Source organism: Roseomonas sp. CECT 9278 (assembly GCF_918698155.1).
GTDB lineage: Bacteria > Pseudomonadota > Alphaproteobacteria > Acetobacterales > Acetobacteraceae > Neoroseomonas.
Genome location: NZ_CAKKLX010000006.1, coordinates 76,133 through 96,843 on the forward strand (window position 1 = coordinate 76,133; position 20,711 = coordinate 96,843).

At 71.7% G+C, this 20,711-nt stretch carries 21 protein-coding genes and 1 tRNA gene; 11 read left to right on the plus strand and 11 right to left on the minus strand.

Going from position 1 to position 20,711, the window contains the following annotated elements:
- Window positions 1-20 precede the first annotated feature (20 nt).
- Window positions 21-347, plus strand: coding sequence for a hypothetical protein (locus LQ222_RS05930; RefSeq protein WP_230165112.1), 327 nt, complete (start codon window positions 21-23; stop codon window positions 345-347).
- Window positions 348-350: 3 nt separating this feature from the next.
- Here the strand turns inward: LQ222_RS05930 and LQ222_RS05935 are convergent, their stop codons facing one another.
- Together LQ222_RS05935 and LQ222_RS05940 are read right to left on the minus strand one after the other, a co-directional pair.
- Window positions 351-806 (minus strand): MaoC family dehydratase, encoded by a 456-nt coding sequence (locus tag LQ222_RS05935; RefSeq protein ID WP_230165113.1) that lies wholly within the window; start codon window positions 804-806, stop codon window positions 351-353.
- A complete protein-coding gene (locus LQ222_RS05940; protein ID WP_253074021.1) occupies window positions 803-2,281 on the minus strand; it encodes an NAD-dependent succinate-semialdehyde dehydrogenase in 1,479 nt (492 codons plus the stop codon). Before LQ222_RS05940 ends, LQ222_RS05935 begins: the two co-directional genes overlap by 4 nt.
- A gap of 117 nt (window positions 2,282-2,398) precedes the next feature.
- Between LQ222_RS05940 and fahA the strand changes: the two genes are divergently transcribed.
- Genes fahA through LQ222_RS05955 form a run of 3 tightly spaced genes read left to right on the plus strand, consistent with a single transcriptional unit; the run spans window position 2,399 to window position 5,437 of the window.
- Window positions 2,399-3,676 carry a fumarylacetoacetase gene (fahA, locus tag LQ222_RS05945; protein ID WP_230165114.1) on the plus strand — a complete coding sequence of 426 codons (1,278 nt, stop codon included), beginning with the start codon at window positions 2,399-2,401 and terminating at the stop codon, window positions 3,674-3,676.
- 22 nt (window positions 3,677-3,698) lie between these two features.
- Complete coding sequence (locus LQ222_RS05950; RefSeq protein WP_230165115.1) at window positions 3,699-4,487, plus strand: cyclase family protein; 789 nt, start codon at window positions 3,699-3,701, stop codon at window positions 4,485-4,487.
- Window positions 4,488-4,492: 5 nt separating this feature from the next.
- Window positions 4,493-5,437: a tripartite tricarboxylate transporter substrate binding protein gene (locus tag LQ222_RS05955; RefSeq protein WP_230165116.1), complete on the plus strand. Its 945-nt coding sequence runs from the start codon at window positions 4,493-4,495 to the stop codon at window positions 5,435-5,437.
- A gap of 56 nt (window positions 5,438-5,493) precedes the next feature.
- Here LQ222_RS05955 and glmS read toward each other — a convergent pair whose 3' ends face one another.
- Both glmS and glmU read right to left on the minus strand, forming a co-directional pair.
- On the minus strand, window positions 5,494-7,317 hold the full coding sequence (glmS, locus tag LQ222_RS05960; protein WP_230165117.1) for a glutamine--fructose-6-phosphate transaminase (isomerizing): 1,824 nt from the start codon (window positions 7,315-7,317) through the stop codon (window positions 5,494-5,496).
- Window positions 7,317-8,681: a bifunctional UDP-N-acetylglucosamine diphosphorylase/glucosamine-1-phosphate N-acetyltransferase GlmU gene (glmU, locus tag LQ222_RS05965; RefSeq protein ID WP_230165119.1), complete on the minus strand. Its 1,365-nt coding sequence runs from the start codon at window positions 8,679-8,681 to the stop codon at window positions 7,317-7,319. Before glmU ends, glmS begins: the two co-directional genes overlap by 1 nt.
- Window positions 8,682-8,796: 115 nt before the next feature.
- On the opposite strand from glmU, the gene gph reads away from it, so the two are divergent.
- Window positions 8,797-9,444 carry a phosphoglycolate phosphatase gene (gene gph, locus LQ222_RS05970; RefSeq protein WP_230165122.1) on the plus strand — a complete coding sequence of 216 codons (648 nt, stop codon included), beginning with the start codon at window positions 8,797-8,799 and terminating at the stop codon, window positions 9,442-9,444.
- On the opposite strand, the gene LQ222_RS05975 is transcribed toward gph, so the two are convergent.
- Complete coding sequence (locus LQ222_RS05975; protein ID WP_230165123.1) at window positions 9,422-10,237, minus strand: DUF3108 domain-containing protein; 816 nt, start codon at window positions 10,235-10,237, stop codon at window positions 9,422-9,424. The two genes, gph and LQ222_RS05975, sit on opposite strands and share 23 nt — an antisense overlap.
- A gap of 87 nt (window positions 10,238-10,324) precedes the next feature.
- Between LQ222_RS05975 and LQ222_RS05980 the strand changes: the two genes are divergently transcribed.
- Window positions 10,325-10,399, plus strand: a tRNA-Val gene (locus tag LQ222_RS05980).
- A 275-nt stretch (window positions 10,400-10,674) separates the two neighbouring features.
- Here LQ222_RS05980 and LQ222_RS05985 read toward each other — a convergent pair.
- The 5 genes from LQ222_RS05985 to LQ222_RS06005 form a co-directional block, all read right to left on the minus strand.
- Complete coding sequence (locus tag LQ222_RS05985) at window positions 10,675-11,280, minus strand: EF-hand domain-containing protein (RefSeq protein WP_230165125.1); 606 nt, start codon at window positions 11,278-11,280, stop codon at window positions 10,675-10,677.
- A 122-nt stretch (window positions 11,281-11,402) separates the two neighbouring features.
- On the minus strand, window positions 11,403-12,791 hold the full coding sequence (locus LQ222_RS05990; RefSeq protein WP_230165126.1) for a M20 family metallopeptidase: 1,389 nt from the start codon (window positions 12,789-12,791) through the stop codon (window positions 11,403-11,405).
- A gap of 12 nt (window positions 12,792-12,803) precedes the next feature.
- Entirely contained in the window at window positions 12,804-13,772 is a 969-nt protein-coding gene (locus LQ222_RS05995; RefSeq protein ID WP_230165127.1) for a D-2-hydroxyacid dehydrogenase, read from the minus strand.
- Window positions 13,773-13,853: 81 nt separating this feature from the next.
- Window positions 13,854-14,156 (minus strand): hypothetical protein, encoded by a 303-nt coding sequence (locus LQ222_RS06000; RefSeq protein ID WP_230165128.1) that lies wholly within the window; start codon window positions 14,154-14,156, stop codon window positions 13,854-13,856.
- Window positions 14,157-14,234: 78 nt separating this feature from the next.
- Window positions 14,235-15,167 carry a LysR substrate-binding domain-containing protein gene (locus LQ222_RS06005; RefSeq protein WP_230165129.1) on the minus strand — a complete coding sequence of 311 codons (933 nt, stop codon included), beginning with the start codon at window positions 15,165-15,167 and terminating at the stop codon, window positions 14,235-14,237.
- A 109-nt stretch (window positions 15,168-15,276) separates the two neighbouring features.
- Here LQ222_RS06005 and LQ222_RS06010 point away from each other — a divergent pair, with 109 nt between their 5' ends.
- The 5 genes from LQ222_RS06010 (at window position 15,277) to LQ222_RS06030 (ending at window position 19,823) form a co-directional block, all read left to right on the plus strand.
- Entirely contained in the window at window positions 15,277-15,807 is a 531-nt protein-coding gene (locus LQ222_RS06010; RefSeq protein WP_230165130.1) for a thiamine pyrophosphate-binding protein, read from the plus strand.
- An 11-nt stretch (window positions 15,808-15,818) separates the two neighbouring features.
- Window positions 15,819-16,391, plus strand: coding sequence for a thiamine pyrophosphate-dependent enzyme (locus LQ222_RS06015; RefSeq protein ID WP_230165131.1), 573 nt, complete (start codon window positions 15,819-15,821; stop codon window positions 16,389-16,391).
- A 55-nt stretch (window positions 16,392-16,446) separates the two neighbouring features.
- On the plus strand, window positions 16,447-17,613 hold the full coding sequence (locus tag LQ222_RS06020) for an acyl-CoA dehydrogenase family protein (RefSeq protein WP_230165132.1): 1,167 nt from the start codon (window positions 16,447-16,449) through the stop codon (window positions 17,611-17,613).
- A gap of 1 nt (window position 17,614) precedes the next feature.
- Window positions 17,615-18,439, plus strand: coding sequence for an HAD family hydrolase (locus LQ222_RS06025; protein WP_230165133.1), 825 nt, complete (start codon window positions 17,615-17,617; stop codon window positions 18,437-18,439).
- Between the two features lie 253 nt (window positions 18,440-18,692).
- Complete coding sequence (locus LQ222_RS06030) at window positions 18,693-19,823, plus strand: CaiB/BaiF CoA-transferase family protein (RefSeq protein WP_230165135.1); 1,131 nt, start codon at window positions 18,693-18,695, stop codon at window positions 19,821-19,823.
- Here the strand turns inward: LQ222_RS06030 and LQ222_RS06035 are convergent, their stop codons facing one another.
- Entirely contained in the window at window positions 19,824-20,615 is a 792-nt protein-coding gene (locus LQ222_RS06035) for a transglycosylase SLT domain-containing protein (RefSeq protein WP_230165136.1), read from the minus strand.
- Window positions 20,616-20,711 lie beyond the last annotated feature (96 nt).

A 20,711-nucleotide genomic window follows, 5' to 3' on the forward strand; every position in this document is an offset into this window, starting at 1 on the left:
CCATCGACCGGAGACCCACGATGCGCCGCCTGCCCGCCCTTGCTGCCCTGATGGCCTTTGGCGCCGGGCCGGCGCTCGCCTGCGCCGTGCCGACCAGCATCGAGATCCGCAACGAGACGCGCCAGCCGGTACACCGCCTCTGGATCAGTGACGACACGCAGGCTGGCTGGACCGATCCGGGCGGGAACCGCCTTCCCCCGGCCGGGCTGGCGCCGGGGGCCTCGGTGACGCTGGCCATGCCGTCCTGCATGGGGCTCTATGTGCTGACCGCCACCTTCGCCGACGGCACGCAGCAGCGCCACCCGGGCCTGGACGCGCGCCGCATCCGCGCGCTGTCGCTGCGCTGAGGATCAGCCGGCGGGCCGGCGCGGCACCACGATGCGGACGGTGAAGACCTGCACCTCCTCGCCATGCTGGTTCAGGGTGCGGTTGCGCGTCAGCACCGCGCCGCGGTCGGGGCGGGAGCGGGACGGCAGCACCTCCAGCACCTCGATGTCGACGCTCAGCCGGTCGCCCGGCCGCGTCGGGCGCGGCCATTGCAGGTCACCGCCGCCGCCGATGATGCCGCCGGCGATGGTGCCCATCGCCTCGGTCACCAGGCGCATGGTCATGGCCGCCGTGTGCCAGCCGCTGGCGGCATGGCCCTGGAACAGCGGATGCGCCTTCGCGGCCTCGGGATCGGTGTGGAAGGGCTGCGGGTCGTAGCGGCGGGCGAAGTCGATGACCTCGGCCGCGTCCACCGTGACCGGGCCGGCGGTGAAGCGCCGGCCCGGGGTGAAGTCCTCGAGGTAGAGCGCCTCGTTCACGTCCCGATGCCACCCAGCGCCAGGTACTTCACCTCGAGATACTCCTCGATGCCCATGTGGCTGCCCTCGCGCCCGAGGCCGGACTGCTTGAAGCCGCCGAAGGGCACCTCGGCGGTCGAGATGATGCCCTCGTTGATGCCGATGATCCCGTATTCCAGCGCCTCGGCCACGCGGAAGATGCGGCCCACGTCGCGCGCGTAGAAATACGAAGCCAGCCCGAACTCGGTGTCGTTGGCGAGCTGGATGGCTTCTTCCTCGGTCTTGAAGCGGAACAGCGGCGCGACCGGGCCGAAGGTTTCTTCCCCGAAGATCTTGGCGCCACGCGGCACGTTCGCCAGCACGGTCGGTTCGAAGAAATTGCCGCCGCGGGCATGGCGATGGCCGCCGGTCACGATGGTCGCACCCAGCGCCAGCGCATCGGCGATGTGTTCCTCGACCTTCGCCACCGCATCGGCGTTGATCAGCGGGCCCTGGGTGACGCCGTGCTCCATCCCCGGGCCGACCTTCAGCTGTTCCACCGCGGTCTTCAGCTTCGCGGCGAAGGCATCGTAGACGCCGTCCTGCACCAGGATGCGATTGGCGCACACACAGGTCTGCCCGGTGTTGCGGTACTTCGACGCCATGGCGCCCAGCACCGCCTGGTCGAGGTCGGCGTCGTCGAACACGATGAAGGGCGCATTGCCGCCCAGTTCCATCGAGGTCTTCTTGATCGTCTCGGCGCATTGCGCGAGCAGCACGCGGCCCACTTCCGTCGATCCGGTGAAGGACAGCTTGCGGATGATGGGGTTGGCGGTGAGCTCGCGGCCGGTCTCGCCCGACGGCCCGGTGATGACGTTGCACACGCCGGCCGGCATGCCCGCGCGCTCGGCCAGCACGGCGATCGCCAGGGCGGAGAACGGCGTCTGGCTCGCCGGACGGATCACGCCCGTGCAGCCCGCGGCCCAGCCTGGGCCGGCCTTGCGGGTGATCATCGCACTCGGAAAATTCCACGGCGTGATCGCGGCGAAGACGCCGATCGGTTCCTTCATCACCAGGATGCGGCGGCCCTTGGCGTTCTGCGGGATGGTCTCGCCATAGACGCGCCGGCCTTCGTCCGCGAACCACTCGATGAAGGACGCGGCGTAGACCACCTCCCCCTTCGCTTCCGCGAGCGGCTTGCCCTGTTCGGCCGTCATGATGGCGGCGAGGTCGTCGGCATTGGCATGCATCAGCGCCGCGAGCTTGTGCAGGATGACCGCGCGGTCCTTCGCCAGCATGGCGCGCCAGGCCGGCCAGGCGGCATTCGCGGCCTCGATGGCGCGGCGCGTCTCGGCGCGGCCCATGGCGGGGACGCTGCCGATCACCTCCCCGCTGGCGGGGTTGCGCACGGCGATGGTCTTGCCGCTGTCGGCCTGCACCCAGGCGCCGCCGATGTGGTTCGCCTGGCGGAAAAGATCGGGATCCTTCAACGGGATCTTCGCGATGGCGTCGAGCATGGCTGGCCCTCCTTCGATTGCCCCGAGGATAGGCCGCGCGGGGGGCGGTGTCAGCCTCGCCGCCTTGCGCGCCACGCCGGCGCGGTCATGATCGCCGAAATCCAGGAGGAAACGCCGATGGCGGGTCGCGATGCGACACATGATCCCGCACTGCGCAGCTGGGTGGCTTCGGCCCAGGCGCCGGGGATCGACTTCCCCATCCAGAACCTGCCGCTCGGCGTGTTCGGCACGGATGGCGGCGCCGCGCGTTGCGGGGTGGCGATCGGCGATGCCATCCTGGACCTGAGGGCGGCGCATGCGGCGGGGCTCGTCGCCACGCCGGCGGCGGCGGCGGATACGCTGGGCCCGCTGATGCGCGAGGGGCGCGGCGCATCAGCCGCGCTGCGCGCCGCGGTGTCGGCGCTGCTGCGCGATGGCGCGCCACCGCGCCCCGAACTGCTGGTGCCGATGGCCGCGGTGCGAATGCACCTGCCGACCACGGTGCGCAACTTCTCCGACTTCATGGCGAGCTACGACCATTGCGCGCGCCTGGGCGTGCGGCGCGACCCGAAGAACCCGCTGCCGCCGGCCTTCCGGCATTTGCCCGTGGCGTATCATTCGCGCGCCTCCTCGGTGCGCGTCTCCGGCGAGGACGTGGTCCGCCCGCATGGCCAGTGGCAGCGCCAGGATGGCAGCGTCCATTTCGGACCGACCGAGGCGATGGACTACGAACTCGAAATGGCCGTCTGGATCGCCGGGGAGAATGCGCTGGGCGAACCCGTCACGATGGCCGCCGCGCCCGACCGCATCTTCGGCTATGGGCTGCTCAACGACTGGTCGGTGCGCGACGTGCAGCGGTGGGAAATGCCGCCGCTCGGCCCGTTCCTCGGCAAGTCGGTGTCCACGTCGGTGTCGCCCTGGATCGTGACGGCGGAGGCGCTGGCCCCCTTCGAGACCGCCGCGCCCGTGCAGGACCCGCCCGCCCTTCCCTACCTCGACAGCGCGTGGAACCGGTCGAACGGCGCGCTGTCCGTGCGGATGACGGCGGCGATCGTGACGCCGCGGATGCGTGCCGAGGGCACCGCGCCCTTCATCCTGACCGACACGCAATTCGCCGCCATGTACTGGACCGCGGCGACCATGGTCGCGCACCACGCGACCAATGGCTGCAACCTTCTGGCCGGCGACCTGCTGGGCAGCGGCACCGTCTCCGGCCCCGAGGAGACGGCGCGCGCCTGCCTGGCCGAGATCGGCCTGACCGGACCCGTCACGCTGCCGAATGGCGAAACGCGCAAATGGATCCAGGATGGCGACGAGATCGTCTTCCGCGCCCGCGCCGAGGCCCCCGGCGCCGTGCCGATCGGCTTCGGCGAATGCCGCGGGATGTTGCTGCCCGCCATCGCCTGGCCGGCGTAATCAACAAAGGGAAACGTCACCCATGGCCCGTGGCATCGTCGACATTTCCGTCGCGCTGAAATCCGGCATCGCATCGGACCCGCCGCGTTCATTGCCGGAGATCGAATACCTCGACCACAGGATGACCGCGCCCGGCATGGCGCAGGAATTCGGCATCCGGGAGGACGAGCTGCCCGAAGGCAACTACGCCGCGGTCGAGAAGGTGAAGCTCAGCACCCACAACGGCACGCACCTCGACGCGCCCTACCACTTCTTCCCGCGCATGAACGAACGCACCGTGCCCGGCGGCGAACCATCCTGGCGGATCGACGAGATCCCGCTCGACTGGTGCTTCCAGCCAGGCGTGAAGCTCGACTTCCGGCATTTCGACCACGGCTATGTCGCGACACCCGGCGACGTGCAGGCGGAATTGAAGCGCATCGGCCACACGCTGGCCCCGCTCGAGATCGTGGTGGTGAACACCGCGGCCGGCGCCCGCTACGGGGAGGATGACTACATCCACTCCGGCTGCGGCATGGGCAAGGCGGCCACGCTGTGGCTGCTGGAACAGGGCGTGCGCGTGACGGGCACGGATGGCTGGTCCTGGGATGCGCCCTTCTCGCTGACGAAGAAGAAGGTGCAGGCCACCGGCGATGCCGGGCTGATCTGGGAAGGCCACCGCGCCGGGCGCGAGATCGGCTATTGCCACATCGAGAAGCTGTCGAAGCTGGAAACGCTTCCCGCGGACGGCTTCATGATCGCGTGCTTCCCCGTGAAGATCCATCGCGCCTCGGCGGGTTGGACGCGCGCCGTCGCGATCATCGAGGAGTGAGAGACATGCGCCGCAGCCTGCTCGCCCTCGCCCTGCTCGCGCCCTTCGCCGCCGGCGCGCAGACATTCCCGGACCGGCCGATCACCATCGTCCTGCCCTATGCGCCCGGCAGCGCGTCGGACGCCTATGGCCGTGCGCTGGGCGAACACTTCACGCGGCTGATGGGCCAGCCGGTGGTGCTGACCAACCGCGACGGCGCCTCGGGCGTGGTGGGCATGCGCTTCGTCGCGCAGTCGGCGCCGGACGGCCACACGCTGGGCCTCACGCCGGTCACGCCGGTGGTGGTGCAGCCGCACATGGTGCGCAACCTCGGCATCGGCCCCGACAGTTTCGCGCCGGTCTGCGGCACGAACGAGAACATCATCGGCGCCGTGGTGCGCGCCGACAGCCCGATCCGAGACCTGGCAGGCCTGGTGGCGGAAGGGCGGCGGCGGTCGCTGACCTTCGGCAGCCCCGGGCCGAATTCGCTGCCGCAGCTGGCTATGGTGCGCGTGACGCGCGCGACGGGCGTGGAGTTCAGCCATATCCCGTTCCGTGGCGACCCGCCGCACCTGAATGAATTGCTGGCGGGCCGCCTGGATTTCTCGGCGGCGGGCGTCGCCTCGGCCAGCGGGCTGATCGAGGGCGACCGGCTGCGGCTGATCGCGGTGTTCTCCGCGCGCCGCCATCCCGACTACCCCAACGTGCCGACGGCGCGTGAACAGGGCATCGACGCGCAGCAGCTGAGCCAGGTCGGCATCTATGCGCCGCGCGGCACGCCCGAGCCGGTGATGGCGCGGCTGGAGGAAGCCTGCCGCACCGGCACGCAGGACGAGGCCTTCCGCCGCGTGGCGGCAACCCGCCGCGTCCCGGTGAACTTCATGTCCCGCGCCGATTTCACCGCGATGGTGCAGTCGGAATACGAAGCCTATGGCCGCATCCTGCGCGACCTCGGCGTCCAGCCCGAGTAACGGCGAAAAATAGAAGGGGGTCCGGGGGAATTCACTTTCCCCCGGCCTTTCCATTTCTATTCGACGGTCACGCTCTTGGCGAGGTTCCGTGGCTGATCCACGTCGGTCCCCTTCAGCACCGCGACGTGGTAGGCGAGCAGCTGCACCGGGATGGTGTACAGGATCGGCGCGGCGAAATCGCCGGCGTTGGGCAGCGTCACCACCCGTTCGGCGAAGCGTGACAGCGGCGCGGCGCCGGCCTCGTCGGTGAAGACCATCACGCGTCCGCCGCGCGCGGCGGCTTCCTGCAGGTTGGATGCGGTCTTCTCGAAGAGCGGCCCGGACTGGCACAGCGCGATGACCGGCACGTCCTTGTCGATCAGGGCGATGGGGCCGTGCTTCATCTCGCCCGCCGCGTAGCCCTCGGCGTGGATGTAGCTGATCTCCTTCAGCTTCAGCGCGCCTTCCATGGCGATCGGGAACAGCGCGCCGCGCCCGAGGAACAGCACGTCGCGCGCCTGCGCCACCTGTTCGGCCATGGCGCGGATCTCGGCGTCGCGTTCCAGCACGGCGGCGGCCTTGGCGGGGACTTCGAGAAGTTCGGCGGTGAGCTCGGCCTCGGCGGCCGCCGACAGCGTGCCGCGCGCGCGCCCGAGCCCGATCGCGAGACACGCCAGCACCGCGAGCTGCGCGGTGATCGCCTTGGTGGACGCGACCGAGATCTCCGGCCCGGCCACGGTCAGCACGGTTGCGTCGCTCTCGCGCGCCATGCTGCTTTCGGGGACGTTCACGATCGACAGGATCTTCTGGCCGCGCTCGCGCAGCATCTTCATCGCCGCCAGGTTGTCGGCGGTCTCGCCGCTCTGGCTGATCATGATGGCCGCGCCGCCCTCGGGCAGCGGCGGGTCGCGGTAGCGCAGTTCGCTGGCGACATCCGCATCGACAGGGATGCGCGCCACCTGCTCGATCCAGTAGCGCCCGACCAGGCCGGCCAGGAAGGCGCTGCCGCAGGCGCTGATGGTCAGCCGCGGCACGCGCGCCGCATCGAAGGGCAGCGCGGGCAACGACACCGATCGGGTCGAGGGTTCGAGATACTGCTGCAGCGTGTCGCCGAGCACGACGGGGTGCTCGTGCAGTTCCTTCTCCATGAAGTGGCGATAGTTGCCCTTGCCGACGGCCGCACCCGACACCGCGGTCAGCTTCACGACGCGTTCCACCACCGCGCCGCCGGCATCATGGAAGACCGCGCCGGTGTCGCTCACCACCGCCCAGTCGCCTTCGTCGAGATAGGCGATGCGGCGCGTGAGCGGGGCCAGCGCCAGCGCGTCGGAGCCCACGAACATCTCGCCCTCGCCAAAGCCGACCGCCAGCGGCGCGCCCTGCCGCGCGCAGATCAGCTTGCGCGGATGCCCGGCGAAGACCATGGCCAGCGCGAAGGCGCCATGCACGCGCGACAGCGCGGCGGCAGCGGCGTCCTCGGGGGTCGCACCCTGCCGGAGATGCCAGTCCACCAGGCGGGCGAAGGTCTCGGTGTCGGTCTCGGTCTCGAAGACCTGGCCCTTGGCTTCCAGCTCGTCGCGCAACTCGGCGTGGTTCTCGATGATGCCGTTGTGGACGACCGACACGCGCGCGGTGCCGTGCGGATGCGCGTTGCGTTCCACGGGTGCGCCATGCGTGGCCCAGCGGGTATGGCCGATGCCGGTGGTGCCGGTCAGCGGGCTGGCATCGAGCACGGCCGCGAGGTTCGACAGCTTGCCCTCGGCGCGGCGGCGGTCGATGTGGCCATTCACCAGCGTGGCGATGCCGGCGCTGTCATAGCCGCGGTATTCAAGGCGGCGCAGCGCCTCCAGGATGCGCGGTGCAGCCGCTTCGCGCCCAACGACGCCGACGATGCCGCACATCAGTTCTGCTCCTTCGCCGCCGCGGTCCGCTCCGCACCGTCGCTGCGTTCATCCGGCCGCGCCGGCCCCTTGCCCTTGAACCCGCGCCCCGCGAACACCGCCTGCCGGCCGCGTGCGATCGCCAGCGCATCGTCAGGCACGTTCGAGGTGATGACGCTGCCCGCACCCACCAGCGCGCGCGCGCCGACCTTCACGGGTGCGACCAGCGCGGTGTCGGAGCCGATGAAGGCACCCTCGCCGATCTCGGTGCGGTGCTTGTTCACGCCGTCGTAGTTGCAGGTGATGGTGCCGGCGCCGATGTTCGCCCCGGCGCCGATCGTCGCGTCGCCCAGATAGGCCAGGTGGTTCGCCTTCGCGCCCGCGCCGAGCGTGGTCGCCTTCAGCTCCACGAAGTTGCCGACATGGGCGCCGGGTTCCACCACCGTGCCCGGGCGCAGCCGCGCATAGGGGCCGATGACGGCGTCGCGCCGCACCACGCAGCCTTCCAGGTGGCTGAAGGCGCGGATGACCGCGCCGTCCTCGATGCTCACGCCGGGGCCGAAGACGACGTGCGGTTCCAGCGTCACGTCCGGGCCGAAGCGGGTGTCGTGCGAAAGGAACACCGTCTCGGGCGCCATCATCGTCACGCCGGCGTCCATCGCCGCGGCGCGCAGCCGCGCCTGCAGGGTCGCCTCGGCGGCGGCGAGTTCGGCGCGGCTGTTGATGCCGCGCAGCTCGGCTTCCGGGGCCTCGACGGCACGCACGCGCTTGCCCTCGGCGCGCGCCAGGGCGATCACGTCGGTCAGGTAGTATTCGCCCTTGGCATTGTCGGGACGCACGGCCGCCAGCCAGCGCGCCATGTCGGCCGCTGCGGCGCAGACCACGCCCGCGTTGCACAGGCCGATGGCGCGCTCGGCCTCGGTCGCATCGGCCCATTCGACGATGCGTTCCACCATGCCGTCGGCGCGCGTCACGACCCGGCCGTAGCGCCCTGGGTCGGTGGGGCGCATGCCCAGCAGCACCAGTTCGGCCTCGGCACGCGCCGCCAGCAGGCGGCCCAGCGTCGCCGCGCTGACCAGCGGATTGTCGCCATACAGCACCGCGACATCGCCATCATGCCCGTCCAGCAGCGGCACGGCCTGCAGGGCGGCATGCGCGGTGCCCAGGCGTTCGCGCTGCACCGCCACGCCATGCGGCGCGACCGCGGCCTCGAGATCGGGCATCTGGGGCCCGACCACCACCACGACGCGCCCGAAGCGCGCCTCGACCGCCGCCAGCAGGTGGCGGATCATCGGCCGCCCGCCCAGCGGATGCATGACCTTCGGGCGGCTGGAGCGCATCCGGGTCCCGAGACCCGCGGCGAGGATGATGGCGGCGGCAGTCATGCCCCTCCGGTAACGCGTCGCGCCGCGCCGCGTCCAGCGCCGCGGCGGTCAACATGCTTTGCCGCATGTGTCCGGGGCGGTTCCCAGCGCGCCCATTCGGCGCTACGCCCGGCCCATGACGAAGATCGCCGTGTTCGACCTCGATGGCACGCTGGTGGACAGCGCCGCCGACATCCATGCCGCGCTGGACCGGCTGGTGGCCGCGCGCGGACTGCCGGGCTTCACCCGCCCCGATGTGATCGGGATGATCGGCGATGGCGTGCGCGTGCTGGTCACGCGGGCGCTGGCGGCGCGCGGCCAGGCCTTCGAGGAAGCGGCGCTGGCCAGCTTCATGGCCGACTACGAGGCCGAGGCCGCCGTGCTGACCAGGCCCTTCGAGGGCATCCCGGCGGTGCTCGATTCGCTCGCCGCCGACGGCTGGCGCCTCGCGGTCTGCACCAACAAGCCGGAGGCCGCGGCGCGCAGGCTGCTCGATGCGCTGGACCTGTCAGCCCGCTTCGCCGCGCTGGGCGGGGGCGATTCCTTCCCGGTCCGCAAGCCGGACCCGGGGCACCTGCGCGCCACCCTGGCCGCTGCCGGCGCCGGGCACGACCGCGCCGTGATGATCGGTGACCACCACAACGATGTCCGTGCCGCCGCGGGCTGCGGCGTGCCCTGCATCTTCGCCGGCTGGGGCTACGGCGCCGCCCACATGGCCGAAGGCGCGCCCGTCGCGGCCACGCCCGCCGACCTGCCCGCGATCATGGCGACCTTGGCGCGCTGACCCGGTCCGGCACCGGCGCGGGCACCACGGCACCGACGCGCTGCAGGTCGAGCCGAAACGCGCCGAGGAAGGTCGAGGGGAATTCGACCCGCAGCGGCAGCGGCGGCTGGCCCGCGCCGAGCACGGCCAGCCAGGCCTCCGCCTGCCGCGGCCGGCCCGCCGAGGCGGGATCGTCGCCGCGGCGGAACCCCGCCACCAGGCGGCTTTCCAGCGCGCAGTGCAGTGCCTCGCCGGAAATGCCGCGCATCGGCGGCGCGGCCACGCCGATGGTGCGCGAGGTCCATTCCAGCTTGCGCCGCCCATCGAAGATCGCGCCCTGGATGTCGCAGCGCCCGGTTGCCGCCACGTCGCGCGACAGCCGCAGCAGCGCCGACAGGCCGTCGATCGTGCCGGCGGCCTGTTCGGCGCTGACGGCGATCCGGTCGGGGCCCTCGGGGGGTTCCAGCAGCGCCAGGCGCGGCGTCCCGGCCAGGTATTCCATGACCGTGCGGCGCGGCGTGCCGCGCCATTCGCCATCGGTGCGATAGCGGGCGGGCAGCACCTGCGGGCCGCGCAGCCCGCCCTCGGCCTCGGCGATCTGCTCGCGCGGCAGGAACAGCCGCCCGATGCCGCGCGCGCGCGACACCGCGGCCAACCGATACCGGTCGCCCGCCTGGTCGATGGTGATGCGGATGTCCATCACCGGCACGCCCATCTGGCTGACGACGTAGTCCGCCGCGATCGGATTCGCGCGTGCCGGTGCAGCGACCGGCACCAGCCCGGCAAGGACAGCGAGGATGAGTTTGCGGACCATGCCGGGAGATTGGCGTGCGCGGCGCGCCAGGCAAGGGCCTGCGCTTGACACCCGCCCCCCTGCGCCCCTATTCCGCGCTCCCCGGTCGGGCGCGTAGCTCAGCGGTAGAGCATTCGCTTCACACGCGAAGGGTCACAGGTTCAATCCCTGTCGCGCCCACCAACTTTCCTTGTTCCCTCAGACGCCGGGCGGCCCGCATCCGCGGGGGTATGGCTTGTTCCCTCAGGCGCCGGGCGGCCCGCATCCGCGGGCCTTGGCTTCGCGCCGCTTGATGGCGTATGGGCGGCGACTGGTGGGTTGGGCGCGGTCGCGCCGTGCGCTCCCGGCCCGAGGCAGGCCTCGGGCCGCTGGGGTTTCGGCGCGCGCACGTCCCTTCCCACAACACACGGCCCGGGACAGGCCCGGGCCGTGGTAGATCTCCGCGGTGCCGTGCGGCGTCAGCGCGCGGGCTGGGCCGGGGCGCCGGGCTGGCCGGGCTGGCCGGGCATCGGGCGGTCGCCGCGGCCTTCCGGGCCGGAACGGCGCAGCTCGTTCCGCTCCAGCGCGCCGTCGGCGTTGCGGTCGGCGGCGCGGAAGGCGGCCTCGGCCATCGGGCGCAGTTCCTCGAAGGTGACGCGGCCATCGCCGTTCACATCGATGAAGCGGAACATCGCCGCGCCGCGTTCCTGCATGCGCTCGCGCATGGCCTCGGGCGGGCCACGGCGGCCGGCCGGCCGCTGCGCCTCGTAATAGGCGCGCACCTCCTCGATCGTGACGCCGCCATCGCGGTTGGCGTCCATCTCGGTGAAGCGGGCCTGCAGCCAGATCACGCCTTCCTCGCGCGTCACGCGGCCATCGGCATTGGTGTCGGCGCGGGCGAAGGCCTCGCCCATCGCGAAGCCGCCGCCGCGCGGGCCGCGATGATGATGGCCGGGGCCGCCATCGCGCCCCACGCCCGGGCCGCCGGGGGGCGGGCCACCGGGGGCCGGCTGCGCCATGGAGACACCCGCCGTGCCGGCGGCCAGCGCCGCGGCCAGGGCCATCATCGTCGTCGTCTTGCGCATGATCTGCGTTCCTCTCGTTCCACGCGGCCAGTCGCCGCTGAGGGGGAACATGCGCGGTTACTGTAACAGCGGCATTGCCCCCCGGGTCGCGGGGGGTGAGGAAGAGTAACGCCCCCTGCCCGCTACGGCGTGCCGGCGTCGCCCAGATCCCACCACATGCCGGCGAAGGCCAGGATGCCCTCGCGCGCCGGGGCGATCAGCAGGTGTTCGTCCGGCCCGTGCTGCTTGCAGCCATTGTAGGAATGCGGGACCCAGACCAGCGGCACGCCGAGGTGATCCACGAACACATCCCCCGGCAGCCCGCCCGAGGCATTCGGGATGATCTGCACAGGCTTGCCGAGCGTCCGTGCCATCGACGCCTGCGCCCAGCGCACCCAGGGATGGTCCGGATCGGTGCGCGAGGCCGACATGCGCGTGAAGCTGGTCTCGACCGCGACATCCTGGAAGCCGTGTGCGTCCAGGTGGTCGCGCACCGCCTGCGCGAAGGTGAAGGGGTCGCTGTCCACGGTGTAGCGGATCTGGCAATGCGCGCGCGCATCGGGCGCCACCGCATTCACCGGGTTCTCCGGCCGGCCCGAGATCATGGACAGCACGATCAGGCTGTTCCAGCCGTAGATCTTCTCCGCGCTGGTCAGACCGGGTTCGCCCCAGCCTTCGTCGATGGTGGCGGCGTCGCCGCCGCCGCCGACCGGGCAGCCGGCCAGCACCGCGCGCACCGAATTCGGCATCGTCGGCGGCAGGATGCCGCGCACCAGCACGCGCCCGTTGCGATCCATCATGGAGGTCAGCGCATGCGCCAGGATGATCGCCGGGTCGCGCGTGAGCCCGCCCCAATGCCCGGAATGCACCCCGCCCGGCCGCAGCTTGATCACCAGGTCGAAATGGAAGGTGCCGCGTGTGCCGGTGGCGATGGTCGGCACGCCAGGCTCCACGCGCGGACCGTCGGAGGCGATCAGCACGTCGGCGGCCAGTTCATCGGCATGCGCGGCGACGAAATCACGCAGGCCCTTCGACCCACGCTCCTCCGCCATCTCCAGCACCACCTTCACGTTGAAGCCGAGCCTGCCGCCGCGTTCGGCGATCACCGCTTCAAGTGCTGCGATGTTCAGCGCGTGCTGCCCCTTGTTGTCGGCGGTGCCGCGGCCGTACCACTGGCCGTCCTCCTCGGTCAGCACCCAGGGCGTGAGGCCGGCGCGCCACTGGTCCTCCAGCCCGCGCACCGTGTCGCCATGCCCGTACAGCAGCACGGTCGGGCGCGAGGGATCCTCGATGCGCGTGGCGGTCAGGATCGGGCCGAAGCCCTCCAGCGGGTTCGGCCGCACCTGGACGGCGAAGCCGAGGCGTTCGAGCCAGGGCCCGATCGCGCCATTGAGGTAGCGGTCGAGATCGGCGGCGTGCTTGTCCTCCTGCGCGGTGGAGGGGATCGCGACCAGGTCGGTCAGCAGGGCCTTGAAGCCGCCATTGTCGAAGAAGGTGGCGGCGCGCGACAGGGCGCCTTCGCGGGTGGGCATGGGGCGGCTTCCTCAGACGATCTGGTTCACCAGCGCGCTCTCGCCGCGCTGCAGCCGGGCGATGTTCTCGACCATGAAGTCGAGCACATTGTCCTCGTACATATGCGTCTCGCCGCCGGTATGCGGCGTGACCAGCACGTTCGGCATGGCCCAGAGCGGGCTGTCGGGCGGCAGCGGCTCGTCCGCCGTCACGTCCAGCGCGGCGCCGACGATCCGGCCTGCCTGCAAGGCCGCGATCAGCGCCGGTTCGTCCACCACGCGCCCGCGCGCCACGTTGATCACCTGCGCGGTGGGCTTCATCGCCGCCAGCGCGCCGGCATCCACCAGCCCGCGCGTCTCCTCGGTCAGCGGGCAGGCCAGGATCAGGAAATCCGCGCGCGGCAGCAGGCCCTTCAGATCGCGGAAGGAATGCACCTCGTCGGCGCCCTCGGCGCCGCCCGCGACATTCTGCCGCACGCCGATCACCTTCATCCCGAAGGCCTTGCACAGCCGCGCGATGCGCCCGCCGATGCGCCCCAGCCCGACCACCACCACGGTCTTGCCGCCGGCCTCGTCCTCGCGCTTGGCGAAATCGCCCTGCATGCCGCGCCAGATGCGCTTCGCCTGGTTGTCGCGCGCCTCCGGGATGCGCCGCAGCAGCGCCAGCATCAACGCGACGGCGTGTTCGGACACCGCATTGGCATTGATGCCCTGCCCGCTCGCGAGGCGAATGCCGGCCGCCTTCAGCACCTCGCGGTCATACTGGTCGGTGCCGGCCGAGCAGGACTGCACGAAGCGAAGCCTAGGCGCGATCGTCGGCAGGTCGTTGCGCCACATGCCCGAACACACCAGCACGTCGGCCTGCGCGATGGTGGCGTCCAGTTCGTCTCGCGAGCGTGCCTCGATGAAGCGGATACCCGTGTTGCGCGGCGCGAAGCGGTCCCCGAAGCGATAGGCGACATGGGCGAAGCAGACGGTCAGTTGGTCGCTCGGCGGCAGCATCTCGGCGGGTCTCCCGGGGGTCGTGGTCGGGCGCGACCCTGACCCCGGGCGGGATGCGGCGCAAGGGGCCGGCGGCGTGGCTCAGCGCGTCCGGCTGGTGGCCGCCGTGGTCGATCCGCCGCCGCTGCCCCCGCCGCCCGATCCACCCCCCAGCACGACGGCCAGCGCCGCCGCGCCGGCCAGCCCGACCGCGGCGGCGATGCTCGGCCCGGTCAGCGTATCGCCCTGCGGGGTCGCGACGACGAAGCGCTGCTGCGGGCGCGCCGGCGGCGCCAGGGTCGATCGCGGTATTGCCTGGCTGCGCGGGCCGATCACCACGCCCGACCCGCCCGGCACCACCACGGTCTGGGTCTGCGCCGCCACGGGAAGGGGCGCGAGGAGCATCAGGCCGAGCGGGGGTGCGTATCGCCACATGGTTGAAAAACAGTAAAGCATCACGCGCGATCGGCGCAATGGCGTCGGTCAGCTGCTCCGCGGAAAGGCGTGCCACACCCCTTCGCGGGCGCGGTCGGCCACTTCCTGCGCCAGCAGGCCGAGCACCGCTTCGGTCGCCCGGCCGGGCGCACGGTCCGGTGGCAGCGCGAGCACGACCTGGCGGCGGATACCCGGCCGTACCAGCGGCGCCACGGCGATGCGCCCTTCCCGTTCCTCCCGCGCGATCGCCGAGCGCGGCAGGATCGCGAAGCCCAGGCCGCATTCCACCAGGTCCTTCAGCACCAGGAAGGAATCGGCCTCGTGCCGCAGGTTGAGCGGGATGCGCGCGCGGGTCGCCGCGGCCTCGACGATGGCGCGCAGCCCATGCGGGCGGGAGGGCAGCACCAGAGGCCGCCGCGCCGCCGCCGCCAGCCCGACCGGCGTGTCGGGCGCCAGCCCGCTGCCCGGCGGGCCCGCCAGCACCAGCGATTCCACGAAAAGGTCGCGCACCGGCAGGTGCAGGTCCGCCGCGGTGCCGTACAGCAGCGTCGCATCCGTGGCACCGCGCTGCACCCATTCGATGAGGTGGCCGGTATAGCCCTCGACGATGCGCAGCGAGACCTCGGGATGCGCTTGGGCGACGCGGCGCGTCAGCGGGCCCGCCAGCACCGCCGCGACCGTCGGCATCATGCCGAGCGCGACCTGCCCCGCCACCGCGCCGGACAGCGCGCGCAGCTCGCCGATCGCGCGTTCGAGCTGTCGCATCGGCCCGCCAATGCGCGCGAGCAGCTCACGCCCCGCCTCCGTGAGGTCCATGCCGCGGCCATGGCGGGTGAACAGCGCGAGGCCCGCCTCGGCCTCCAGCAGCCGGATCTGTCGCGACAGGGCGGGCTGGGCCAGGCGCAGGCGGTCGGCGGCGCGGCTGAGCGAGCCGGCCTCGGCGATCTCCCGGAAGGACCGCAACTGCCGCAGATCCATCATCGTCCCCCTTCGCAGATTGCGATGGATGCTATCGCCGCTTGCGAATTCCGCGAAGGCCATCGCGCTGCCACAACCCAGGCCATCGAAGCGGGCGGGAGGAGGAATTTCCATGGATGGCGACACCGCGGCGGGTCTGGTGGCCTGGCCGGATGCGATCTTCGCGGAGCTGCGCCGCTGGCAGGTGCGCCAGGTGGCCTATGTGCCCGATGGCGGCCATGCCCGGCTGATCCGCGCCGTGCATGCGGACCCAGCCATGCGCGCCATCCCGCTGACCACCGAGGAGGAAGGCATCGCCGTGCTGGCCGGCGCGGCGCTCGGCGGCGATCGCGGCGTGCTGCTGATGCAGTCCTCCGGCGTCGGCAACTGCGTGAACATGCTCTCGCTGGTGAAGCAGTGCCGCTTCCCGCTGCTGGCGCTGGTGACGATGCGCGGCGAATGGGGCGAGTTCAACCCGTGGCAAGTGCCCATGGGATCGACCACCGAGGCGGCCCTGCGGTTGATGGATGTCGAAGTCCGCCGCGCCGACCGCGCGGAGGAGGTGGCCGAGACGGTCGCCGCCGCGGCGCGGATGGTCTTCGAGGGCGGCAGCGCGGTGGCGGTGCTGCTCGGCCAGCGGCTGGTCGGCGCGAAGGTATTCTGAGGGAGATGACGATGCTCGACAGGCGGGATGTGGTGGCGCGGCTGCTGGCCGATCGTGGCGCGGCGCTGGTGGTGACCGGGCTCGGCGCCGCGACCTATGACGTGGCGGCGGCGGGCGATGATGCGCGCAATTTCTACCTCTGGGGCGCGATGGGTGGTGCGGCGCTGGTGGGGCTTGGCCTGGCCTGCGCGCAGCCGGATCGGCCGGTGGTGGTGGTGACCGGGGATGGCGAGCAGCTGATGGGCCTTGGCGCCTTCGCGACCATCGCCGTGCAGGCGCCGGCGAACCTGACCGTCGTGGTGCTGGACAACGGGCTCTATGGCGAGACCGGCGGGCAGCGGAGCCATACCGGGCGCGGCGCCGACCTGGTGGCCGTGGCGCGCGGCTGCGGCATCGCTGACGCGACGCGCATCGACGACATGGCGGGCGTCGAGGCCCTAGCCGCCGCGATCCGGGCCGTTGGTGCGGCGCCGCGCGTCGCGGTGATCGGCATCGACCCGGCCGAGGCGCCGCGCGTGCTGCCGACGCGCGACGGCGGGCTGCTGCGCACGCGCATGCAGGCGGCGCTCGGCGTCGCCGCCTGAGCGCCTTGCAAGGCGGGCGACCGAAGCCTAATCCCTCGGAGACGGGAGAGAACCCATGGACATGCACATGCCGACCGACGATCACGCCGAGATCCGCGAGGAGGTGCGCAAGCTCTGCAGCCGCTTCCCCGGCGAATACTGGCGTGAGCTCGATGCCCGGCGCGGCTACCCCACCGAATTCGTGCAGGCGCTGACCGAGGCCGGCTGGCTCTCGGCGCTGATCCCCGAGGAATATGGCGGCTCCGGCCTGCCGCTCTCGGCCGCCGCCGCGATCCTCGAGGAAATCCACGCGGCCGGCTGCAACGCCGCCGCCTGCCACGCGCAGATGTACATCATGGGCACCATCCTCAAGCACGGCAGCGCCGAGCAGAAGGCGAAGTACCTGCCGCGCATCGCCACCGGCGAGCTGCGCCTGCAGGCCTTCGGCGTGACGGAACCCACGTCTGGCACCGACACCACCTCGCTGCGCACCTTCGCCAAGCGCGAAGGCGACAAGTACATCGTCAACGGCCAGAAGATCTGGACCTCGCGCGCCGAGCACTCCGACCTGATGCTGCTGCTGGCCCGCACCACGCCCAAGGACCAGGTGGCCAAGCGCACCGAGGGCCTGTCCACCTTCATCGTCGACATGAAGGCCGCGCTGGGCAACGGGCTCACCATCCGGCCGATCCGCACGATGATGAACCACAATTCCTGCGAGGTCTTCTTCGACAACATGGAAGTGCCGGCCGAGAACCTGGTCGGCGTCGAGGGCAAGGGCTTCCGCTACATCCTCGATGGCATGAACGCAGAGCGCCTGCTGATCGCGAGCGAAAGCATCGGCGACGCCAAGTGGTTCATCAACAAGTCGGTGGAATACTCCAAGCAGCGCGTGCTGTTCGGCCGCCCGATCGGCCAGAACCAGGGCGTGCAGTTCCCCATCGCCAAGGCCTATGCCCAGATGCGCGCCGCCGAGGCGCTGATCCAGAAAGGCCTGCAGAAGTTCGAGGCGCACCTGCCCTGCGGCGAGGAAGCCAACATGGGCAAGATGCTCGGCGCCGATGCGGCCTGGGCGGCGGCGGAAGCCTGCGTGCAGACCCATGGCGGCTTCGGCTTCGCCGAGGAATACGACGTCGAGCGCAAGTTCCGCGAGGCACGGCTGTACCAGGTGGCGCCGATCAGCACGAACCTGGTGCTGTCTTACATCGGCGAGCACGTGCTGGGGATGCCCAGGAGCTACTGAGATGGCGGGCCTGCCCGTCGCCATCGCCTACGATTTCGACGGCACGCTGGCGCCGGGGAACATGCAGGAGCACGTCTTCCTGCCGCAGCTCGGCCTCGACAAGCGCGCCTTCTGGGCGCGCGCCAACGCGCTGGCCGAGGAGCAGCAGGGCGACCCGATCCTGACCTACATGCACCGCATGCTGGTCGAGGCGAATGCCCATGACATCCCGATGCGGCGCGCGGACTGGGCGGCGCATGGCGCGGGCATCACGCTGTTCCCCGGCGTCGAGACCTGGTTCGATCGGGTGAACGCCGCCGGTGCGGCGCGCGGGCTGGCGGTCGAGCACTACGTGGTCTCCTCCGGCCTGCGCGAGCTGGTGGACGGCACGGCGATCCGCCGGCATTTCCGCGCGGTCTTCGCCTCGGGCTTCCTCTATTCCGCCTCGGGCGTGGCGGTCGCGCCGGCCATCGCGGTGAACTACACCACCAAGACGCAGTACCTGTTCCGCATCAACAAGGATGCGCTGGACCTTGCCGACAATGCGGCGGTGAATGCCTTCGTGCCGCAGGGCCAGCGTCGCGTGCCCTTCCCGAACATGATCTTCGTCGGCGATGGCGACACCGACATCCCCTGCTTCCGCACGGTGAAGGAACAGGGCGGGCATTCGATCGCGGTGTTCCCCGAAGGCGATGACGGCCGCGCAGCACGCACGCGCAAGCTGATCGACGAAGGGCGCGTGCACTGCGCGGTGCCGGCGGACTACCGCGAGGGCGGGGACCTTGAGCGGCGAGTCCTCGCCGTGCTCGACCTGCTGGCCGCGCGCGAGCGGGTGCGCGGGGCATGATGCGCGCCGCGCCGGCGCCGGCCGCGCCCGCCCGCGCGCAGGATTGCGCCAGGGCACCGGCCGCTGCCGAGGCGCATCGCAGCATCGCGGCCGCCGGCACGCGCGCCCCGGCGCCGTCTCCGCGCGGCACTCCGGCCCGCGCGGCGCGCCGCGTCACCGACCCTGGCGATACCTTTCCCCATCCCTGGCCCGACACGCTGCTGCCGCTGGCCGCCGCCCGCGAGGGCACCTGCCCCACAGAGAGCCAACGCCCATGACCGCCAACCTGCCCCTCAAGGGCCTCCTCGTCGTCGCCATGGACCAGGCCGTGGCCGCGCCGTATTGCGCCTCGCGCCTGGCGGATGCCGGCGCGCGGGTCATCAAGATCGAACGGCCCGAGGGCGATTTCGCCCGCGGCTACGACAGCGTGGCGAATGGGCTGTCCTCCTATTTCGTCTGGCTGAATCGCGGCAAGGAAAGTGTGTGCCTCGACATCAAGGCGCCCGACGACAAGGCGCTGCTGGAACGGCTGATCGGCAAGGCGGATGTGTTCATCCAGAACCTCGCCCCCGGGGCGATGAAGCGCGCGGGCTTCGGCAGCGCGGAATTGCGCGCGAAGCATCCGCGCCTGATCACCGTCGACATCTCCGGCTATGGCGAGGAAGGCGACTACGCCAGCATGAAGGCCTACGACCTGCTGGTGCAGGCGGAATCCGGGCTGGCCTTCGTCACCGGCCGCGCCGAGGGGCCGGGCCGCGTCGGCGTCTCGGCCTGCGACATCGCCTGCGGCATGCATGCCTATTCCGCCGTGCTCGAGGCGCTGCTGTCGCGCGCCATCACCGGCCAGGGGCGCGGCATCGCCGTCTCCCTGTTCGATGGCATGGCGGATTGGATGTCGGTGCCGCTGCTGCAATACGAGGGCACCGGCCGCAACCCGCCGCGCATCGGCCTGGCACACCCTTCCATCTGCCCCTACGGCGCCTTCACGACGAAGGACGGGCACGAGGTGCTGATCGCCATCCAGAACGAGCGCGAATGGGCGTCCTTCTGCGCGAACTTCCTCGACGAACCCGACCTGCCCAAGACCCCCGGCTTCACGGTAAACAACGACCGCGTGGCGCATCGCCCGATGGTGGACGCGCATATCGCGCGGATGTTCGCCGGCCTGACGCGCGACGAATGCGCGGCCAAGCTGCGGCGGGCGAATACCGCCTATGGCTTCGTGAATGATTGCGGTGGCCTGCAGAAGCACCCCGCGTTGCAGCGCGCCCCGGTGCAGACCGAAAAGGGCCCGGTGCAGATCGCCCTGCCGCCGGCGCGGCTGTCGGATGGCGCGCGGCCGCTCGGCGCCGTCCCGTCGCTCGGCCAGCACACCGCGGCGGTGCGGGCCGAATTCGCCGCCTGATCAGCCCGATCGCCGGAAGAAGGCGAAGGGGCCGCGCGGCGGCGGGATGTTCACCGCCGGCTGCGGCGCCGGCGCCGGGGCGACCGGCCGCCCGACCATGATGATCGGCGCCTGGCGATAGGCGTCGAGCCCACGCCCCTGCCCTGCCCCCCCGCCACCCGCCGGCAGCGGGATGATGCGCGCGCGGTCGCCGCCATTCGCCAGGCCGGTCGCGCCGCGCGCGGCGGTCAGCGCGGCCAGGGCCATGGCCTCGGCCGCCGGGTCGCCGCCGGGGCCCCGCTGTTCCTGCGCCCAGGCGGCCAGGACGCGGGCGCGATAGGGCTCGGCGCGCTCCGGCGTCTGGGAATGATAGTGCCCGGCGGCGCGCGCCCAATCCTGCCGGGTCGCTTGAAGTTCGCCCAGGAAGCGGGCGGCATAGCGGGCATTGGTCACGGGATCGAAGGCCTGTTCCAGGCTGGGAAAGGCGTTCGGGTGGTGGTGCAGGTTCACCTGCATGCAGCCGACATCGATGATCCGCACGCCGCGGGACTGGAGTTGCCGCACCTCGGCAATCGCTGCCTCGCGCGTGGGGAAATACATGCCGCGGCCCTCGGCGTTGATGGTCCAGGGCCAGGGGGCGTAGCGGCCGGTGACCGGGTCGCGGCGGCCGGATTCCACGCGGCCGATGGCCTGGAGCAGCCCGGCGGGGATGCCGGCCTCGCGTTCCGCCACGCCGATCGCGGCGCGGCAGGCCAGGCCCGGGTCCGGCGCGACGGCGGGGTTCGCGGCAGCCGTCGCCGGCGCCAGCAGCATGGCGGCCGCCGCGATGCGGCGCAGCGCGGCACGAATGCGGCACCGGCCGCGCGCCCCGGGCAGGTCGATGAATCGGGTGGTGGCAGGGCTTCCGGC

What these genes read in the sequence shown, in the direction of transcription:
- LQ222_RS06030 (WP_230165135.1), top strand. Translation starts at nt 18,693, where the DNA reads ATGACCGCCAACCTGCCCCTCAAGGGCCTCCTCGTCGTCGCCATGGAC.
- LQ222_RS06015 (WP_230165131.1), top strand. Translation starts at nt 15,819, where the DNA reads ATGCTCGACAGGCGGGATGTGGTGGCGCGGCTGCTGGCCGATCGTGGC.
- LQ222_RS05955 (WP_230165116.1), top strand. Translation starts at nt 4,493, where the DNA reads ATGCGCCGCAGCCTGCTCGCCCTCGCCCTGCTCGCGCCCTTCGCCGCC.
- LQ222_RS06000 (WP_230165128.1), bottom strand. Translation starts at nt 14,156, where the DNA reads ATGCTCCTCGCGCCCCTTCCCGTGGCGGCGCAGACCCAGACCGTGGTG.
- LQ222_RS05995 (WP_230165127.1), bottom strand. Translation starts at nt 13,772, where the DNA reads ATGCTGCCGCCGAGCGACCAACTGACCGTCTGCTTCGCCCATGTCGCC.
- LQ222_RS06025 (WP_230165133.1), top strand. Translation starts at nt 17,615, where the DNA reads ATGGCGGGCCTGCCCGTCGCCATCGCCTACGATTTCGACGGCACGCTG.
- LQ222_RS05950 (WP_230165115.1), top strand. Translation starts at nt 3,699, where the DNA reads ATGGCCCGTGGCATCGTCGACATTTCCGTCGCGCTGAAATCCGGCATC.
- LQ222_RS05975 (WP_230165123.1), bottom strand. Translation starts at nt 10,237, where the DNA reads ATGGTCCGCAAACTCATCCTCGCTGTCCTTGCCGGGCTGGTGCCGGTC.
- glmU (WP_230165119.1), bottom strand. Translation starts at nt 8,681, where the DNA reads ATGACTGCCGCCGCCATCATCCTCGCCGCGGGTCTCGGGACCCGGATG.
- LQ222_RS06005 (WP_230165129.1), bottom strand. Translation starts at nt 15,167, where the DNA reads ATGATGGATCTGCGGCAGTTGCGGTCCTTCCGGGAGATCGCCGAGGCC.
- LQ222_RS06035 (WP_230165136.1), bottom strand. Translation starts at nt 20,615, where the DNA reads ATGCTGCTGGCGCCGGCGACGGCTGCCGCGAACCCCGCCGTCGCGCCG.
- LQ222_RS05985 (WP_230165125.1), bottom strand. Translation starts at nt 11,280, where the DNA reads ATGCGCAAGACGACGACGATGATGGCCCTGGCCGCGGCGCTGGCCGCC.
- fahA (WP_230165114.1), top strand. Translation starts at nt 2,399, where the DNA reads ATGGCGGGTCGCGATGCGACACATGATCCCGCACTGCGCAGCTGGGTG.
- glmS (WP_230165117.1), bottom strand. Translation starts at nt 7,317, where the DNA reads ATGTGCGGCATCGTCGGCGTCGTTGGGCGCGAAGCGGCTGCACCGCGC.
- LQ222_RS05930 (WP_230165112.1), top strand. Translation starts at nt 21, where the DNA reads ATGCGCCGCCTGCCCGCCCTTGCTGCCCTGATGGCCTTTGGCGCCGGG.
- gph (WP_230165122.1), top strand. Translation starts at nt 8,797, where the DNA reads ATGACGAAGATCGCCGTGTTCGACCTCGATGGCACGCTGGTGGACAGC.
- LQ222_RS05940 (WP_253074021.1), bottom strand. Translation starts at nt 2,281, where the DNA reads ATGCTCGACGCCATCGCGAAGATCCCGTTGAAGGATCCCGATCTTTTC.
- LQ222_RS06010 (WP_230165130.1), top strand. Translation starts at nt 15,277, where the DNA reads ATGGATGGCGACACCGCGGCGGGTCTGGTGGCCTGGCCGGATGCGATC.
- LQ222_RS06020 (WP_230165132.1), top strand. Translation starts at nt 16,447, where the DNA reads ATGGACATGCACATGCCGACCGACGATCACGCCGAGATCCGCGAGGAG.
- LQ222_RS05990 (WP_230165126.1), bottom strand. Translation starts at nt 12,791, where the DNA reads ATGCCCACCCGCGAAGGCGCCCTGTCGCGCGCCGCCACCTTCTTCGAC.